General features: G+C 71.1%; 13 protein-coding genes and 2 pseudogenes. 13 read left to right on the forward strand and 2 right to left on the reverse strand.

Going from position 1 to position 17949, the window contains the following annotated elements; translation table 11 throughout:
- Positions 1–49: 49 nt before the first annotated feature.
- Both SMA5143A_RS04470 and SMA5143A_RS04475 read right to left on the reverse strand, forming a co-directional pair.
- Positions 50–898, reverse strand: a pseudogene (locus SMA5143A_RS04470) (molybdopterin oxidoreductase family protein); the annotation flags it as partial.
- A pseudogene (locus tag SMA5143A_RS04475) lies at positions 885–1461 on the reverse strand (2-dehydropantoate 2-reductase); the annotation flags it as partial. The pseudogenes SMA5143A_RS04470 and SMA5143A_RS04475, both read right to left, overlap by 14 nt.
- 218 nt (positions 1462–1679) lie before the next feature.
- Here SMA5143A_RS04475 and SMA5143A_RS04480 point away from each other — a divergent pair.
- The 13 genes from SMA5143A_RS04480 (at position 1680) to SMA5143A_RS04535 (ending at position 17949) form a co-directional block, all read left to right on the forward strand.
- Positions 1680–2375, forward strand: coding sequence for a hypothetical protein (locus SMA5143A_RS04480; RefSeq protein ID WP_146193881.1), 696 nt, complete (start codon positions 1680–1682; stop codon positions 2373–2375).
- 102 nt (positions 2376–2477) lie between these two features.
- On the forward strand, positions 2478–3812 hold the full coding sequence (locus tag SMA5143A_RS04485; RefSeq protein ID WP_107461615.1) for an OFA family MFS transporter: 1335 nt from the start codon (positions 2478–2480) through the stop codon (positions 3810–3812).
- Positions 3778–3915 carry an MFS transporter small subunit gene (locus tag SMA5143A_RS44985; RefSeq protein ID WP_180303669.1) on the forward strand — a complete coding sequence of 46 codons (138 nt, stop codon included), beginning with the start codon at positions 3778–3780 and terminating at the stop codon, positions 3913–3915. Before SMA5143A_RS04485 ends, SMA5143A_RS44985 begins: the two co-directional genes overlap by 35 nt.
- Before the next feature lie 150 nt (positions 3916–4065).
- Positions 4066–5016, forward strand: coding sequence for a beta-ketoacyl-ACP synthase III (locus SMA5143A_RS04490; protein ID WP_107461616.1), 951 nt, complete (start codon positions 4066–4068; stop codon positions 5014–5016).
- A gap of 171 nt (positions 5017–5187) precedes the next feature.
- Positions 5188–5865, forward strand: a complete 678-nt coding sequence (locus SMA5143A_RS04495) for a GntR family transcriptional regulator (protein ID WP_107461617.1) — start codon at positions 5188–5190, stop codon at positions 5863–5865.
- A gap of 417 nt (positions 5866–6282) precedes the next feature.
- The gene (locus SMA5143A_RS04500) at positions 6283–7464 is read left to right on the forward strand and encodes an ROK family transcriptional regulator (RefSeq protein ID WP_107461618.1); all 1182 of its coding nucleotides are present in this window, start codon (positions 6283–6285) and stop codon (positions 7462–7464) included.
- 158 nt (positions 7465–7622) lie between these two features.
- The gene (locus SMA5143A_RS04505; RefSeq protein ID WP_258193298.1) at positions 7623–9269 is read left to right on the forward strand and encodes a sugar ABC transporter ATP-binding protein; all 1647 of its coding nucleotides are present in this window, start codon (positions 7623–7625) and stop codon (positions 9267–9269) included.
- Complete coding sequence (locus tag SMA5143A_RS04510) at positions 9266–10285, forward strand: ABC transporter permease (protein WP_107461619.1); 1020 nt, start codon at positions 9266–9268, stop codon at positions 10283–10285. Before SMA5143A_RS04505 ends, SMA5143A_RS04510 begins: the two co-directional genes overlap by 4 nt.
- A gap of 50 nt (positions 10286–10335) precedes the next feature.
- The gene (locus SMA5143A_RS04515; RefSeq protein ID WP_107461620.1) at positions 10336–11373 is read left to right on the forward strand and encodes a substrate-binding domain-containing protein; all 1038 of its coding nucleotides are present in this window, start codon (positions 10336–10338) and stop codon (positions 11371–11373) included.
- Positions 11374–11491: 118 nt separating this feature from the next.
- Positions 11492–12772 (forward strand): Gfo/Idh/MocA family protein, encoded by a 1281-nt coding sequence (locus SMA5143A_RS04520; RefSeq protein ID WP_107461621.1) that lies wholly within the window; start codon positions 11492–11494, stop codon positions 12770–12772.
- Positions 12773–12787: 15 nt separating this feature from the next.
- Positions 12788–13792 (forward strand): sugar phosphate isomerase/epimerase family protein, encoded by a 1005-nt coding sequence (locus tag SMA5143A_RS04525; protein ID WP_107461622.1) that lies wholly within the window; start codon positions 12788–12790, stop codon positions 13790–13792.
- A 245-nt stretch (positions 13793–14037) separates the two neighbouring features.
- Positions 14038–16548, forward strand: a complete 2511-nt coding sequence (locus SMA5143A_RS04530) for a PQQ-dependent sugar dehydrogenase (RefSeq protein ID WP_107461623.1) — start codon at positions 14038–14040, stop codon at positions 16546–16548.
- Between the two features lie 9 nt (positions 16549–16557).
- The gene (locus SMA5143A_RS04535) at positions 16558–17949 is read left to right on the forward strand and encodes a ThuA domain-containing protein (protein WP_107461624.1); all 1392 of its coding nucleotides are present in this window, start codon (positions 16558–16560) and stop codon (positions 17947–17949) included.

A 17949-nucleotide genomic window follows, 5' to 3' on the forward strand; every position in this document is an offset into this window, starting at 1 on the left:
CTCTCCTCGTCGGTGGGTTCGCTGTCGCCGAAGTACAGGTCCACTTGCGTCACCTCACGATGGTCGCGACGGGCAGCTTGTCGATCCGGATCGCCGACGCCTTGAACTCCGCCGTCCCGGCGATCGGGCAGTTCGCCTCGAGCGTCAGCCGGTTGGTGTCCACCTCGTCGGGAAAGCGCATGGTCATGAAGGCGAGCCCGGGCCGCAGCGCCAGGTCGATCCAGACGGGCGCCACCACCGACCCGCGCCGCGAGGACACCCGGACCTCCTCGCCGACCACGACGCCGTAGCGCTCGGCGTCCTCCGGGCACAGCTCGATGTACTCCCCGCGCCGCAGCGGCGAGGCGAAACCGCCGCTCTGCACACCGGTGTTGTACGAGTCGAGCCGTCGCCCGGTGGCCAGCCGGATCGGGTACTCCTCGTCCGTCAGGTCGACCGGCGGATCGTGCCGGACGATCCCGAAGGGGGCGGGCCTGCCCCGCCGCTCCGGGTCCCGCTCCCACAACCGGCCGTGCAGATAGGGCGGTTCGAGCCGGTCGGTGCTCGGGCAGGGCCACTGGATGCCCTGGTGCTCCGCCAGCCGCTCGTACGTCATGCCGTAGTGGTCCGGCGACACGGAGCGCAGCTCGTTCCAGACGGCCTCGGCGTCGGCGTACTTCCACTCGTGGCCGAGCCGGGCGGCGAGGTCGCAGAGGATGTCGATGTCCTCGCGGGCCTCACCGGGCGGGGTCACCGCCCTGCGGACCCGCTGGACCCGCCGTTCGCTGTTGGTGGTGGTGCCGTCCGTCTCCGCCCACCCGGCGGTCGCGGGCAGCACCACGTCGGCCAACTGGGCCGTCCTCGTCAGGAAGACGTCCTGCACGACGAGGAAGTCCAGTTGCCCCAGGCGCCGTACGGCCGCCCGCCACCATGGCCTCCCCGAACGCCCGGCAGCGCGCCGAGACGCTCCGGTCGGGCTCGCCGATGGAGAAACGGGTGCCTTCCACATGCCGTACGACGCCCGGCCCTTCGAGTTCGGTCGCGGCGTAGACGACACAGCCGACGGCCCGTTCGGGCGCGAGCACCGCGCTGACCGCGCCGCCGGGGTCCACGCTCTCCACGCGGTGGCCGTCGTGCGGGCCGCCGTGCCGGTGGAAGTACCACCAGGGGATGCCGTTCTGGGCGGCGACCACCGCCGTGGTGTCGTGCAGCAGGGGCTCGATCAGCGGCCCGCACGCCGCGTACGAGTGGGCCTTGAGGCCGAGGAGGACGACGTCGACCGGGCCGATCTCGGCCGGGGTCGTCGGTGGCGTGGGCACGGGCGGTGAAGTCGCCGCGCGGGCTGAGCACACGCACCCCGTCCCGCCTCATGGCCGCCAGATGCGGTCCACGGGCGACGAGATGCACATCGGCGCCCGAGCGGTGGAGCGCGGCGCCGACATAGGCACCGATCGCACCGGCGCCGAGAACTGCGACTTTCATGGCGGGGAGCTCCGTTCGGTCGAGGGATACCGCGGAGATGACGCACTGCCGAAATATGTCGACGAAATATTGTCTACAGTATGGAAGTTGACCCGGCAAGGGTGCGCGCGACGACTGGAACCGATCGCCCCCGGACGTGCTCCCTCGGCTTTGGTCCCGGACATGTCCATGTCCTAGGGTTCCCGGGCGAGAACGATCAACGGGGTGAACGAATGCGCGTGACAAGGGCCTTGGCGGCCGCGGTGGCCGCCGCTGCGATGGTCGTGTCCCTGGCCGGATGCGACGACAAGGACCAGGCCGGCACGAGCCCGGTCGGCAGGGAGCGGGCCGGTGAGGACCGAGCCGGTGAGGACCAGGCCGACGAGTCCGTCGTGACCGGGCAGCGCAACGGAGGTGCCACGAGTGACCTGCCGGGCGGGCTGACCACACGGCAGAAGCTCATGCTCGACAACCTCCCGGAGTCCGGGGCGGTCATGGCGGCCGGTGAGTACCTCCAGCGGTTCACGACCTGCGAGCGGTACAGCATCGATCCGGCCGACACCCGCTACTACCCCATGGACGAGGAGTTCGACGAGAGCTGGGGCGTGCGCTTCCGCGGCACCTGCGACGACGCGGGCGACAGCTACATCCGTGTCTTCTGGACCGGGACGGACGGCATGAAGACCTTCCAGGAGGCCTACCGCGCCGACATCGCCGAGCGGGTCAAGAAGTCACCGAGCGCGGGCATCGACGGCGGCTTCGCCATCGGCAGGGACTTCGCGGTGATCGCGCCGGACCCCGACACCGTGCGGCAGCTGTCCTCGTCGTTCCTGCTGGTCCTCAACTGCAACCCGAACTTCGAGCCCGTCGGCGACACGAGCACCGCGCCCGCACAGGTGGACGGGTGTGTGCTGACGGACGACTTCACCGACTGAGCTGTCCCGCACGACCGTTCGGCGCGCGTCGCATACCGTTCACCGCATACGGTCGACGCGCCGCCTTCTCAACTTCCCCGTCACTCCCTACCGTCCGGGATCATGAGTCCCCCCGTCGCGCCCGTGGGCTGGAGCCGCTGGCTCGTTCCCCCCGCCGCCCTCTCCGTCCATCTCTCCATCGGACAGGCCTACGCCTGGAGCGTGTTCAAGCCGCCGCTCGAATCCGCGCTCGGCCTCAGCGGCACACAGAGCGCGCTGCCCTTCCAACTCGGCATCGTCATGCTGGGGCTGTCCGCCGCGTTCGGCGGGACGCTCGTCGAGCGCAACGGGCCGCGCTGGGCCATGACCGTGGCCCTGATCTGCTTCTCCTCCGGTTTTCTGATCGCCTCCCTGGGCGCGGCCACCGAGCAGTACTGGCTGATCGTCTTCGGCTACGGCTTCGTCGGCGGCATCGGCCTCGGTATCGGCTACATCTCGCCCGTGTCCACCCTGATCAAGTGGTTCCCCGACAGACCCGGCATGGCCACCGGCATCGCCATCATGGGCTTCGGCGGCGGCGCGCTGATCGCCTCGCCGTGGTCCGCGCAGATGCTGGAGTCCTTCGGCGCGGACTCCTCCGGGATCGCCGTCGCCTTCCTCGTCCACGGACTGTCGTACGCCGTGTTCATGACCCTCGGGGTGCTGCTCGTGCGGGTGCCACGCGGCGAGAAGCCCGTCCGGAGCGGACCGAGCGCCTTCGAGGGCCCGCAGGTCTCGGCCCGCGACGCCATCCGCACCCCGCAGTTCTGGTGCCTGTGGGTCATCCTCTGCATGAACGTGTCCGCGGGCATCGGCATCCTGGAGAAGGCCGCCCCGATGATCACGGACTTCTTCGCCGAGTCCTCCACCCCGGTCTCGGCCGGCGCGGCGGCCGGGTTCGTGGCGCTCCTGTCGGCGGCCAACATGGCGGGCCGCATCACCTGGTCGTCGACCTCCGACCTGATCGGACGCAAGAACATCTACCGCGTCTACCTCGGCGTCGGCGCCCTGATGTACCTGCTCATCGCGCAGTTCGGCGACTCCTCCAAGCCGCTGTTCATCGTCTGCGCCCTGGTGATCCTCTCCTTCTACGGCGGCGGCTTCGCCACCATTCCCGCCTACCTCAAGGACCTCTTCGGCACCTACCAGGTCGGCGCCATCCACGGTCGGCTGCTCACCGCCTGGTCCACCGCCGGCGTCCTCGGCCCGCTGATCGTCAACTGGATCGCCGACCGCCAGGAGGAGGCGGGCAGGAGCGGCCCCGACCTCTACGGCATGTCCTTCTTCATCATGATCGGCCTGCTCGTCGTCGGCTTCGTCGCCAACGAACTGGTCCGGCCCGTCCACCCCCGCTTCCACGTCCCCGCCCCGAGGGAGGCCGCCGATGTCGTCCAGCGACAGCAGCCCGAATCAGCCTGACCGGCGCCCACTGATCGTCTTCGCCTGGCTGTGGGTGGGCGTTCCGCTCGCCTACGGACTGTACGAACTCGTACGAAAGGCCACGCAACTGTTCACCGCATAACTGCTCGGACGAGTACATGGATGTCCAGAGGTCTGACAGAAGCCCACAACATGGGTTCGTCTTTACTGTCGCCTCACTCGCCCCCTTACCCGTGGGTCACTGCGCAGACTGGTGAATCCCGCTGACCACAGGCTATGAGGGGGAACACCCATGATCGGCTCGCGCATCGCCGCCGTCGGCCACTACCAGCCCGCCAAGGTGCTCACCAACAAGGACCTGGCGGGCATGGTCGACACCAGTGACGAGTGGATCACGACCCGTGTGGGCATCCGCACCCGGCACATCGCAGGACCCGACGAACCCGTCGACGAGCTGGCCGGGCACGCCGCCGCCAAGGCGCTCGCGACGGCCGGGCTCGCCGCCGCCGACATCGACCTCGTGGTCGTCGCCACCTCCACGGCCGTCGACCGCTCCCCGAACATGGCCGCCCGGGTCGCCCGCCGGCTCGGCATCCCCTCCCCGGCCACGATGGACATCAACGTCGTCTGCGCCGGCTTCACCCACGCCCTCGCCACCGCCGACCACGCCGTCCGCGCGGGCGGGGCCACCCGGGTGCTCGTCATCGGTGCCGACAAGATGTCCGAGGTGACGGACTGGACCGACCGTACGACCTGTGTGCTCGTCGGGGACGGCGCGGGCGCGGCGGTCGTCGAGGCGACCGACCCCGCCACCGGGGCGCCCGGCATCGGCCCGGTGCTGTGGGGCTCGGTGCCCGAGATGGGCCACGCGGTACGGATCGAGGGGACGCCCGCTCGGTTCGCCCAGGAGGGGCAGAGCGTCTACCGCTGGGCCACGACCAAGCTGCCGCCCATCGCGCGCGCCGCCTGCGAGAAGGCCGGGCTCGCCCCCGCCGACCTCGCCGCGGTCGTCCTGCACCAGGCCAACCTGCGCATCATCGAGCCCCTCGCGGAGAAGATCGGCGCCGTCAACGCCGTCGTCGCCCGGGATGTCACCGAGTCCGGCAACACCTCGGCCGCGAGCATCCCGCTCGCCTTCTCCAAGCTCGTCGAACGCGGCGAGATCTCCAGCGGTGACCCCGTGCTGCTGTTCGGCTTCGGCGGAAACCTGTCGTACGCCGGGCAGGTCGTCCGCTGCCCCTGAGCACCGCCCCGGTGGTGATGTGACGAGACGGACGCGTCAACTCCCTGGCCCATGGGGCTCGTAGACTGTAGACGAAAGACAATCCATACTGGCTGTTGACTTCGACTTTCCAGTACGGGCCGTTGACTTTCCGTGTGCAGTACACCCAGTGGTGCTCTGGAGGGGGACCCGATGTTGTCGACAGGACTGCCGCAAGGGACCGTGCCCAAGCTCGAACGCCCCGGCCCGCTGCGCGACCGTGTCTACGAGGCCCTGCTCGAACTGATCACCACCCGCGCCCTGCGCCCCGGCCAGCACCTGGTCGAGAGCGAACTCGCCGGCCACCTCGGGGTGTCCCGGCAGCCGGTCCGCGAGGCCCTCCAGCGGCTGAACACCGAGGGCTGGGTCGACCTGAGGCCCGCGCAGGGCGCGTTCGTGCACGAGCCGACGGAGGAGGAGGCCGACCAACTCCTCACCGTCCGCACCCTGTTGGAGGCGGAGGCGGCCCGCCTCGCTGCGGCGAACGCCGGTACGGCGGGGATCACGGCGCTGGAGGAACTCTGTGCGGAGGGAGAGCGGGCCGTCGACGCGGACGACGTGGACGCCGCCGTCGCGATGAACGCCCGCTTCCACACGAAGGTCATGGAACTCGCCGGCAACACGGTCCTCGCCGAACTCGCCGCCCAGGTCGACCGCCGCGTCCGCTGGTACTACACGCCGGTCGCCCGGCAGCGCGGCCACCAGTCCTGGATCGAACACCGCGCACTGATCGCGGCGATCTCGGCCCGCGACGAACAGCGGGCGACGGAGGTCATGCGGGCGCACACGGAGCACACCCGCAAGACGTACCACGAGCGCCCTCGCCCGTAGCGCCGGGTCAGGACTCCGTCGCCGACAGGTCGAAGGTGGCGACGCCCCGATGGCTGAGGGCCACCAGGGCTTCGGGGCCGTCGAAGGCCCCACCGAAGCCGGTCACGCAAGCCGTGGCCCCTCATGAAGCCGTCGCTGTGTCCATGCCGGTTTCGTATACCCGTCCGAGGCGTCGTACCAAGCAAACCGCCCTGGCCTGGGCTGATTCAAGGCTCTGTGATCACGTGGGTCCGAGACGCGGTGGTAACCGGACGCTTCTTTGTCCTGCGAGTGGAGAAAGTAGGCGGCAATCTGTGCGCAACTTCTTCCCAGTCGGGGTGACCGCTGCTACGTTCCCTGCGAAAGCAAGCCACCCTGAGGTGGCCGGAACCCAGCGCGACACAGGCCGGTTGAGGCGGGGAGGGGCTCGTGAGACGGATGACGGCTCGTCCCGCGAACGCGCATCAGGCACGCCTGCTGAAGCTGTTGCGGGACGGCGGACCCCACTCCCGCGCACAGCTCGGCGACCGCGTCGACCTCTCCCGGTCGAAGCTGGCCGTCGAGGTGGACCGGCTGCTGGAGACGGGTCTGGTGGTGGCCGACGGGCTCGCCGCCTCGCGCGGCGGCCGACGCTCGCACAACATCCGGCTCGCCCCCGGGCTCCGCTTCCTCGGCGTCGACATCGGCGCCACCTCCATCGATGTGGCCGTCACCAACGCCGAGTTGGAGATCCTCGGTCACATCAACCAGCCCATGGACGTCCGGGACGGCCCCGTCGCCGTCTTCGAGCAGGTCCTCTCCATGGCCGCCAAGCTGAGGGCCTCGGGGCTCGCGGAAGGGTTCGACGGCGCCGGCATCGGCGTCCCCGGACCGGTCCGCTTCCCCGAGGGCGTCCCGGTGGCCCCGCCGATCATGCCCGGCTGGGACGGGTTCCCGGTGCGCGAGGCGCTCAGCCAGGAACTCGGCTGCCCGGTGATGGTCGACAACGACGTGAACCTGATGGCGATGGGGGAGCAGCACGCGGGCGTGGCCCGTTCCGTGGGCGACTTCCTCTGCGTCAAGATCGGCACCGGCATCGGCTGCGGCATCGTCGCCGGCGGCGAGGTCCACCGCGGTACGACGGGCAGCGCCGGCGACATAGGCCATATCCTCGCCGTGCCGGACGGCCGCCCCTGCGCCTGCGGCAACCGGGGCTGCCTGGAGGCCCACTTCAGTGGCGCCGCGCTCGCCCGCGACGCCAAGGAGGCCGCCCAGCAGGGCCTCTCGGTGGAGCTGGCCTCCCGGCTGGAGACCAACGGCACCCTGACCGCCGTCGACGTCGCCGCCGCGGCCGCCGCCGGTGACGCCACCGCCCTCGACCTGATACGCGAGGGCGGCAACCGCACCGGCCAGGTCATCGCCGGACTCGTCAGCTTCTTCAACCCCGGCCTGGTGGTGATCGGCGGCGGGGTGACCGGCCTCGGCCACACCCTCCTCGCCGCCATCCGCACCCAGGTCTACCGCCAGTCCCTGCCCCTCGCGACCGGCAACCTGCCCATCGTGCTGGGGGAGTTGGGGCCCACCGCCGGAGTGATCGGCGCGGCCCGCCTCATCAGCGACCACCTGTTCTCACCCGCGTAACCGCTCCGTACGGAGCGATCACCAGCACAGCGCCCTGCTCGGCTGCCCCATCCTGCTTCGCCCTGCCCCACCCCGCTCTGCTCTGCCCTGCCCGAACGCGCCTGCCCCGCAGGCTGATTCGCCCTGCAACCGGCCCGCACGCCCGCCAAGGGGAACTCATGGCACCAGAATTACCGCTGCTCACCATGTCCGGCATCACCAAGTCGTTCCCCGGCGTCCGGGCCCTCGACGGCGTCGACCTCGATGTGCAGGCGGGGGAGGTCCACTGCCTGCTCGGTCAGAACGGCGCCGGCAAGTCCACCCTGATCAAGGTGCTCGCGGGCGCCCACCAGCCCGACGGCGGCACCATCGGCTGGCGGGGGGAGCCCGTCACCCTCAAGTCGCCGATCGCCGCCATGCGGTTGGGCATCGCGACCATCTACCAGGAACTGGACCTGGTGGAGCATCTCTCCGTGGCCGAGAACGTGCATCTTGGGCACGAGCCGACGACCGCCGGATTCGTCGTCCGGGGCAAGGCGGCACGCGCCTCGACCGCCGCCCTGCTGAAACGCCTCGGGCACCCCGAGATCGATCCGGCGCGGCTCGTCGGTGAACTCTCCGCCGCCCAGCAGCAGATCGTCTCCATGGCGCGGGCGCTCTCCCACGACGTACGCCTCATCGTGATGGACGAGCCGTCCGCCGCCCTCGACCCCGACGAGGTCGACAACCTGTTCAGGATCGTGGGGGACCTGACCGCCGACGGGGTCGCCGTCGTCTACATCTCGCACCGGCTGGAGGAGATCCGCCGGATCGGCGACCGGGTGACCGTACTGAAGGACGGCCGGGCCGTGGCCGGCGGACTGCCCGCGAAGTCGACGCCGACCCGCGAGGTCGTGGCGCTGATGACGGGACGGAACGTCGAGTACGTCTTCCCGGACCGACCGCCCGCCCCGCCGCCGGAGGCCACCGCGCCCGTACTGGAGGTGCGGGGGCTGGCCCGTGACGGGGAGTTCGAGGCCCTCGACCTCGACGTCCGGCCCGGGGAGATCGTGGGCCTCGCCGGACTCGTCGGCTCCGGACGCTCCGAGATCCTGGAGACGATCTACGGCGCCCGCAGGCCCTCCGCGGGAGAGGTCCGCGTCGACGGGCGGCCGCTGCGGACCGGCAGCGTACGGGCCGCCGTACGCGCCGGGCTCGGGCTCGCCCCCGAGGAACGCAAGGCGCAGGCGCTGCTGATGCTGGAGTCGGTCACGAGGAACGTGTCGGTGTCGACGATGTCCCGCTTCGCCCGCGTCGGCTGGATCGACCGGGGCGCCGAGCACCGGGCCGCCCGCGCCGCGACCCGCGAGCTGTCCCTGCGCCCGGACAACCCCGCCGTCCCCGTCCGCACCCTCTCCGGCGGCAACCAGCAGAAGGCGGTCCTCGCCCGCTGGCTGCTGCGCGGCTGCCGGGTGCTGCTGCTGGACGAGCCCACCCGGGGCGTCGACGTGGGTGCCCGCGCCGAGCTGTACGCGGTGGTGCGGCGCCTCGCCGACGAGGGCCTCGCCGTGCTGCTCGTCTCCAGCGAGGTCCCCGAAGTCCTCGGCCTCGCCGACCGCGTGCTCGTGCTGCGCGAGGGCCGGGTCGTGCACACCGCGCCCGCCCGCGAACTCGACGAACACCGCGTCCTCGACCTCGTGATGGAAGGAAGCCCCGTGGCAAGTGCAGCCAGTCCCGCCGGTGCGGGCAGTCCGGTGACCGGCACGGGCGGTCCAGTGCCCGGCGCGGCCGACCAGGTGTCCGGCGTCACCGGCCCGGCGACCGGCGACGGGAGGACGGCATCATGACCCAGCACGCCTCCCCGCCCCGCGACGGCACCGACAAGGTGACCCCGGTCGCCGAACCGCCCGCCTGGCGCACCGTCCTCTTCCGCGCCGACGTCCGCACCCTCTCCCTCCTCGGTGTCCTCGCCGCGCTGATCGTCATCGGCGGCCTCACCAAGCCCGACGAGTTCCTCGACACCCGCAACCTCCAACTCGTCCTCACCCAGGCCTCGGTGATCGGTGTCGTCACCGTCGGCATGACCTTCGTCATCACCTCCGGAGGCATCGACCTGTCGGTGGGCGCGATCGTCGCCCTGGCCTCCGTGTGGGCCACGACCGTCGCCACCCAGGAGTACGGCTTCGCCGGCATCCTCTTCACCGCGGTGATCGTCGGCGTCGGATGCGGCATGGTCAACGGACTGCTCATCGCGTACGGCGGGATGGTCCCCTTCATCGCCACCCTCGCCATGCTCGCCTCCGCCCGCGGACTCGCCCTCCAGATCACCGACGGCAAGACCCAGATCGTCGAGGTGCAGGGCGTCCTCGACCTCGGTGAGCGCGACGCGTACGTCCTCGGCATCCCGCCCCTGGTCCTCGTCTTCGCGGTCGTGACCGTCATCGGCTGGCTCGTCCTCAACCGCACGACGTTCGGCCGGCGCACCGTCGCCGTCGGCGGCAACGCGGAGGCCGCCCGGCTCGCGGGCATCGACGTCCGCCGCCAGCGCCTCTACCTCTATCTGCTCTCCGGGCTGTGCTGCGGCATCGCCGCGTTCCTGCTGATCGTGCTGGCCGGCTCGGGCCAGAACACCAACGGCAACCTCTACGAACTCGACGCCATCGCCGCCGCGATCATCGGCGGAACCCTGCTCACCGGCGGCCGGGGCACCATCACCGGCTCCGTGCTCGGCGTCCTGATCTTCACCACGATCACCAACATCTTCGCGCTGAACAACCTCCAGAGCGACGTCCAGCAGATCGCCAAGGGCGCGATCATCGTCGCCGCGGTCCTCGTCCAGCGACGCACGGCCAGCACGACCTGACCCACACGACCTGACCCACCGAAGAGTCCCCACCGGAAAGGTCCACCGCCATGCCACAGTTCCCCAGCCGCAGAGGACTGCTCTTCGGGACCGCCGCCGTCTCGGCCGGCACCCTCCTCGTCGGTTGCACCAGCAACGACACCGGCGACAAAGCTGGCGCCGACAAGCAGCCCGCCGCCGACGACAAGCCCGGCAAGGAAGTGACCATCGGCTTCGCCGGCCCCCAGGCCGACCACGGCTGGCTCAACGCGATCAACGACAACGCCAAGAGCCGCGCCGAGCGGTACGAGGACGTCACCCTGGAGATCACCGAGGGCTCCAACGACACCGCCCAGCAGATCGGGCAGATCGAGACCCTCATCAACAAGAAGGTCGACGTCCTGGTGATCCTGCCCGCCGACGGCAAGGCCCTCACCCAGGTCGGCCTCAAGGCCATGCGCGCCGGAATACCCGTCGTCAACCTCGACCGGATCTTCAACTCGCCGCAGGCGTACCGCTGCTGGATCGGCGGCGACAACTACGGCATGGGCCTCAACGCAGGGCACTACATCGGCGAGAAGCTCAAGGACAAGTCCGACGCCCGCGTCATCGAACTCGCCGGCCTCGACAACCTGGAGCTGACCAAGCAGCGCACCCAGGGCTTCGACGACGCCCTGAAGAACTACCCCAACATCAAGAAGGTCGCCCGCCAGGCCGCCGAGTTCACCGTGGAGTCCGGGCAGGCCAAGATGGCCCAGCTCCTCCAGGCCCAGTCGAAGTTCGACGCGCTGTGGAACCACGACGACGACCAGGGCGTGGGCGCGCTGCGCGCCATCGAGCAGGCCGGACGCGACGACTTCCTCATGGTCGGCGGCGCGGGCGCACTCTCCGCCTTCCAGGCCATCGAGAAGGACGACGGCGTCCTCAAGGCGACCGTCCTCTACCCGCCGACCATGGCCGCCTCCGCGATCGACCTCGCCCGCGCCCTCGGCCAGAGCAAGGGCATCGGCGGCCTCGCCGAGTTCGAGATCCCGTCCTCGCTGACGCTCTACTCGGCCGTCGTCGACAAGGACAACGTCGACCAGTACATGTCCACCGGCTTCAAGTGACGGCTCCCGCCGGACGGGCCCGACCGGACCGACCACCGGGAGCCGGCAGCCTCGGCTCCCGGAGATCCGGGCAGGGCCCCACCCCCCACCGCGCCGCGACCACGAGGAGGACACACGCATGGGACAACCGCAGCAGCCCGACCAGGCCGAGGCGGAGGAGGCAGGGGCCCCGGGCCCCGGCACCGGCGCCGGGACCTGGCCCGCCGGGCTCGCCGGCGGGGCCGGCAGACCGCCGCTGCGGGTCGGCATGGTCGGGTACGCGTTCATGGGGGCCGCGCACTCACAGGGCTGGCGCACCGCGGGACGGGTCTTCGACCTGCCCCTCACCCCGGTCCTCGCCGCGGTGTGCGGACGCGACCGGGACGCCGTGCGGGCCATGGCCGACCGGCACGGCTGGGCCACGACCGAGACCGACTGGCGGGCCCTCGTCACCCGCGACGACATCGACCTCGTCGACATCTGCACCCCCGGCGACAGCCACGCCGAGATCGCCCTCGCCGCCCTGGCCGCGGGCAAACACGTCCTCTGCGAGAAGCCGCTCGCCAACACCGTCGAGGAGGCGGAGGCCATGACGGCGGCGGCCGAGGAGGCCCACGCGCGCGGCCAGGTGGCGATGGTCGGCTTCAACTACCGCCGGGTGCCCGCCACCGCGCTGGCCCGGCGCATGGTCGCCGAGGGGCGGCTCGGCACCCTCCGCCACGTCCGGGTGACCTACCTTCAGGACTGGCTCGTGGACCCGGAGTTCCCGCTCACCTGGCGGCTGCGCAAGGAGACGGCCGGCTCCGGGGCGCTCGGCGACCTCGGGGCGCACATCGTCGACCTCGCGCAGTACCTCGCCGGGGAGCCGGTCGTCGGGGTGTCGGCGCTGACCGAGACCTTCGTACGGGAACGCCCCCTGCCCGCCGGGGCGTCCAGCGGGCTGGCGTCGGCCGGGGGCTCCGACGCGCGCGGGGCCGTCACGGTCGACGACGCCGCCCTGTTCACCGGCCGCTTCGCCTCCGGCGCGATCGCCTCCTTCGAGGCCACCCGCTTCGCCACCGGACGCAAGAACGCCCTGTGCATCGAACTCAACGGCGAGCGCGGCTCGTTGGCCTTCGACCTGGAGCGGCTCAACGAGCTCTCGTACCACGACCACACCGAGCCCGGTGCGCACGCCGGCTTCCGCCGCATCCTCGTCACCGAGTCCGACCACCCCTACCTGGACGCCTGGTGGCCGCCGGGCCACGGCCTCGGCTACGAGCACACCTTCGTCCACCAGGCCCGCGACCTGGTCCACGCCGTCGCGGCGGGCGAGCGGCCCGCACCGTCCTTCGCCGACGGGCTCCAGGTGCAGCGTGTGCTCGCGGCGGTCGAGGAGAGCGCCGAGAAGAACTCCGTCTACACCCCCACCGCGGTCTGAGGAGGCCCCGCAACCATGCCGCGCACCTTCACGCTCTTCACCGGCCAGTGGGCCGACCTGCCCCTCGAAGAGGTCTGCCGCCTCGCCCGCGACTTCGGCTACGAGGGACTCGAACTCGCCTGCTGGGGCGACCACTTCGAGGTCGACAAGGCGCTCGCGGACCCGTCGTACCTCGCCTCCCGGCACCAGCTCCTCGAGAAGTACGGCCTGAAGTGCTGGGCCGTCTCCAACCACCTCGTCGGCCAGGCCGTCTGCGACGCCATCATCGACGAACGCCACCAGGCCATCCTGCCCGCCCGGATCTGGGGTGACGGCGAGCCCGAGGGCGTACGGCAGCGGGCCGCCGCCGAGATGGCCGACACCGCGCGGGCCGCGGCGGCCTTCGGCGTCGACACCGTCATCGGCTTCACCGGCTCCGCGATCTGGCACCTGGTCGCCATGTTCCCGCCCGCCCCCGAATCGATGATCGAGCGCGGCTACGAGGACTTCGCGACCCGCTGGAACCCGATCCTCGACGTCTTCGACGCCGAGGGCGTGCGGTTCGCCCACGAGGTCCACCCGAGCGAGATCGCCTACGACTACTGGACCACCCGGCGCGCGCTGGAGGCGGTCGACCACCGGCCCGCCTTCGGCCTCAACTTCGACCCCTCGCACTTCGTATGGCAGGACCTCGACCCGGTCGGCTTCCTGTGGGACTTCCGCGACCGGATCTACCACGTGGACTGCAAGGAGGCCCGCAAGCGCCTCGACGGCCGCAACGGCCGCCTCGGCTCGCACCTGCCCTGGGGCGACCCGCGCCGCGGCTGGGACTTCGTGTCCGCCGGCCATGGCGACGTGCCGTGGGAGGACGTCTTCCGGATGCTCCGCTCGATCGGCTACCAGGGCCCCATTTCCGTCGAGTGGGAGGACGCCGGCATGGACCGGCTCCAGGGCGCCCCCGAGGCCCTGAACCGCCTCAGGGCGTTCGACTTCGAACCGCCGTCGGCCTCGTTCGACGCGGCGTTCGGCGGCAACGACTAGTGCTGTGACCGGAAAGGTTCACCGGCTCGCGGCAAACCTTTCCGGTCACAGCACCAGGGCCCTTGCGGGGTCCGGCCGGGAGTGCCCGCACGGGGCTCCCGGCCCGACCCCGGCCCGGCTCATCGGGCCGGCTGTCCGGCCGGGGCCCCACGGCCCGGCCGTGTCTCCGGGGTGACGGCGCACCCCGGCGTACCGCACACACCCGTACAGCTCCGTACGACCAAGCCCCTCCTTGGAGGCCTTTCGTGCACCCGTACGACGACAACAGACACCCCACCAGCCCCACCAGCGCCACCAGCCCTTTCAGACGCCGGAGAGTCCGCGGGCCGCTGGCTCTGCTGAGCGGTCTGCTGCTCGCCGGCGCCTCGCTCTCGCTGACCTCGCCCGCCGCGGGTGCCGCCGAGGCCGCCCCGCGGGCCGCCGCGGCCGAGGACTTCCAGCAGGTCACCCTCGCCAAGGGCGAACCCGAGGTCGGCGAGCCCATGTCGCTCGCCGTGCTCCCGGACCGCTCGGTGCTGCATACCTCCCGCGACGGCGAACTGCGGCTGACCGACGCGGCTGGCAACACCCGCCTCGCCGGCAAGCTCGATGTGTACTCCCACGACGAGGAGGGCCTCCAGGGCATCGGCGTCGACCCCGGCTTCGCCGACAACCGCTTCATCTACCTGTACTACGCGCCCCCGCTGAACACCCCGGCCGGGGACGCCCCCGAGACCGGCAGCGCCGCCGACTTCGCGCCCTTCGACGGCGTCAACCGCCTGTCCCGCTTCGTCCTGAAGACGGACGGCACGCTCGACAAGGCCAGCGAGAAGAAGATCCTCGACGTGCCCGCCTCGCGCGGCATCTGCTGCCATGTCGGCGGCGACATCGACTTCGACGCGGCGGGCAACCTGTATCTGTCGACCGGCGACGACAGCAACCCGTTCCAGTCGGACGGCTTCACCCCCATCGACGAGCGCGCGAACCGCAACCCGGCCTTCGACGCGCAGCGCACCTCCGCCAACACCAACGACCTGCGCGGCAAGATCCTGCGCATCAAGGTCAACGCCGACGGCTCGTACGCCATACCCGACGGCAACCTCTTCGCGCCCGGCACCGACAGAACGCGGCCCGAGATCTACGCGATGGGCCTGCGCAACCCGTTCCGCTTCAGCGTCGACAAGAAGACCGGCATCCTCTACGTCGGCGAGTACGGCCCCGACGCGGGCGCCGCGAACCCCTCGCGCGGACCGGCCGGCCAGGTCGAGTTCGCCCGCGTCACCAAGCCCGGCAACTTCGGCTGGCCGTACTGCACCGGCAAGAACGACGCCTACGTCGACTACGACTTCGCCACCGGCGCCTCCGGCGCGGCCTTCGACTGCTCGGCACCGAGGAACACCTCCCCGAACAACACGGGCCTGACCGAACTGCCGCCCGCCGAACCCGCGTGGATCCCCTACAACGGCAACTCCCTGCCGGAGTTCGGCGACGGCTCCGAGTCCCCGATGGGCGGCCCCGTCTACCACTACGACGCCTCCCTCGACTCCCCGGTGAAGTTCCCCGAGGCCTACGACGGGGACTTCTTCGCCGGTGAGTTCGGCCGCCGCTGGATCAAGCGCATCACCAGCGACGCCGACGGCACCGTGCGCTCCATCGCCGACGTGCCCTGGACGGGCACCCAGGTGATGGACATGGCCTTCGGCCCGGACGGCGCGCTGTACGTCCTCGACTACGGCATCTCCTGGTTCGGCGGCGACGAGCACTCCGCCCTGTACCGCATCGAGAACGCCACCGACGGCCACTCGCCGGTCGCCCAGGCCGCCGCCGACCGCACCTCCGGCCAGGCGAGGCTCAAGGTCCGCTTCTCCTCCGCGGGCACCAGCGACCAGGACGGCGACGCCCTCACCTACAGCTGGGACTTCGGCGACGGCTCCACGTCCACGGCGGCGAACCCGACGCACACCTACAAGAAGAACGGCACCTACACGGCGACCGTCACCGCGAAGGACCCCTCCGGCCGCACCGGCAGCGCCAGCGTGCGCATCGTCGTCGGCAACACCGCGCCCAAGGTGACCCTGGAACTCCCGCAGGACGGACAGCTGTTCGCCTTCGGTGAGGCCGTACCGTTCAAGGTGCGGGTCAGCGACCCGGAGGACGGCCGGACCATCGACTGCGCCAAGGTCAAGGTCACCTTCGTCCTCGGCCACGACAGCCACGGCCACCCGGTGACCTCCGCCAACGGCTGCACCGGGACCATCCAGACCAGCGCCGACGGCGGCCACGACGAGAACGCCAACATCTTCGGGGTGTTCGACGCCGAGTACACCGACGGCGGGGGCGGCGGCCAGGACCCGCTGACCACCCACGACCGGCACGTCGTCCAGCCCAAGCACCGCCAGGCCGAGCACTACGGCGACTCCTCCGGCATCACCGTCCAGTCCAAGGCCACCGCCCACGGCGGCAAGACCGTCGGGGACATCTCCCACGGCGACTGGATCTCCTTCAAGCCGTACGTCCTGTCCAACGCCACGAAGATCACCGCGCGGATCTCCTCCGGAGGCGCGGGCGGCAAGCTGGAGGTCCGGGCGGGCTCGCCCACCGGCAGGCTGCTCGGCGGCACCACCGTGCCGGTCACCGGCGGCTGGGAGAACTTCCAGGACGTCACCGCCGACCTGACCAGGGCCCCACGCGGCACCACCACGCTCTACCTGGTGTTCAAGGGCAGCGGCTCCGGCGGACTGTTCGACGTGGACGATTTCACGTTCACGACGAGGTGAGGGGCGACCATGCGAACGAACGGACGTATGGGGACGGCCGCGATCGGCGCCGCCCTGCTGATCGGCTGCGTCTCGGGGCCCGCCGTGTCCGATGAGGCGGCCGACCCCGGGACGGCACACGGCTCCGCACAGGCCCGGGTGCTGGTGTTCTCCAAGACCGCCGGCTTCCGGCACGACTCCATCCCCGAGGGCATCACCGCCGTACGGGAACTGGGCGCCGCCCACGGCTTCCGGGTCGACGCCACGGAGGACGCCGGCGCCTTCACCACCCGCAACCTCGGACGGTACGCCGCCGTCGTCTTCCTCTCCACCACCGGCGACGTCCTGAACCCGGCCCAGCAGACCGCGTTCGAGCGGTACATCGGACGCGGCGGCGCCTACGTCGGCATCCACGCCGCCGCCGACACCGAGTACGACTGGGCGTTTTACGGCGGACTCGCGGGCGCGTACTTCCAGTCGCACCCCGCGATCCAGCCCGCGACGGTCGACGTCGAGGACCACGCCCACCCGGCCACCGCCTCACTGGGCGCGACCTGGAACCGCACGGACGAGTGGTACAACTACCGCTCCAACCCTCGCGCGCGGGCCCATGTCCTCGCCTCGCTCGACGAGTCGTCGTACAGCGGCGGCACCATGAACGGCGACCATCCCATCGCCTGGTGCCAGAACTACCGGGGCGGCCGCGCCTTCTACACCGGGGGCGGCCACACCAAGGAGTCGTACGCCGAACCCGCCTTCCGGCAGCACCTGCTGGGCGGCATCCGATGGGCGATCGGCGAGGCCCAGGCCGACTGCCGGCCGGAGAACGGCTACCGCCCGCTGTTCGACGGCACCTCCCTGGACGGCTGGCGGCAGGCCGGGCCGGGCTCCTTCGAGCGCGGCGCCGACGGCACGCTCACCTCCCACGGCGGCATGGGCATGCTCTGGTACGCCGACCGCAGCTTCGGGTCGTACTCCCTGAAGCTCGACTGGAGGACGGACGGCGCCTCGGGCGACGACAACTCGGGTGTCTTCGTGGGCTTCCCGCCCTCGGACGACCCGTGGTCGGCCGTGCACAACGGCTACGAGATCCAGATCGACGCCACCGACGTACCCGAGCGGACCACCGGGTCCGTCTACGGCTTCCGCTCCGCCGACCTCAGGAAACGCGACCGCGCCCTGAACCCGCCGGGGGAGTGGAACACGTACGAGATCCGTGTGGAGGGCGAACGCCTCCGCGTCTGGCTCAACGGCGTACGGATCAACGATTTCACCAACACCGATCCGGCCCGGAGCCTCAGGGACGGTCACCTCGGCATCCAGAACCACGGTGCCGGCGACCGGGTGTCCTTCCGTGACATCCGGATCAAGGAACTGCCCGCGCGGACCGCCGGCACGGCGGCCCCGCACACGGGCGACTGA

It is taken from the genome of Streptomyces sp. MA5143a (assembly GCF_900290235.1).
Taxonomy (GTDB): domain Bacteria; phylum Actinomycetota; class Actinomycetes; order Streptomycetales; family Streptomycetaceae; genus Streptomyces.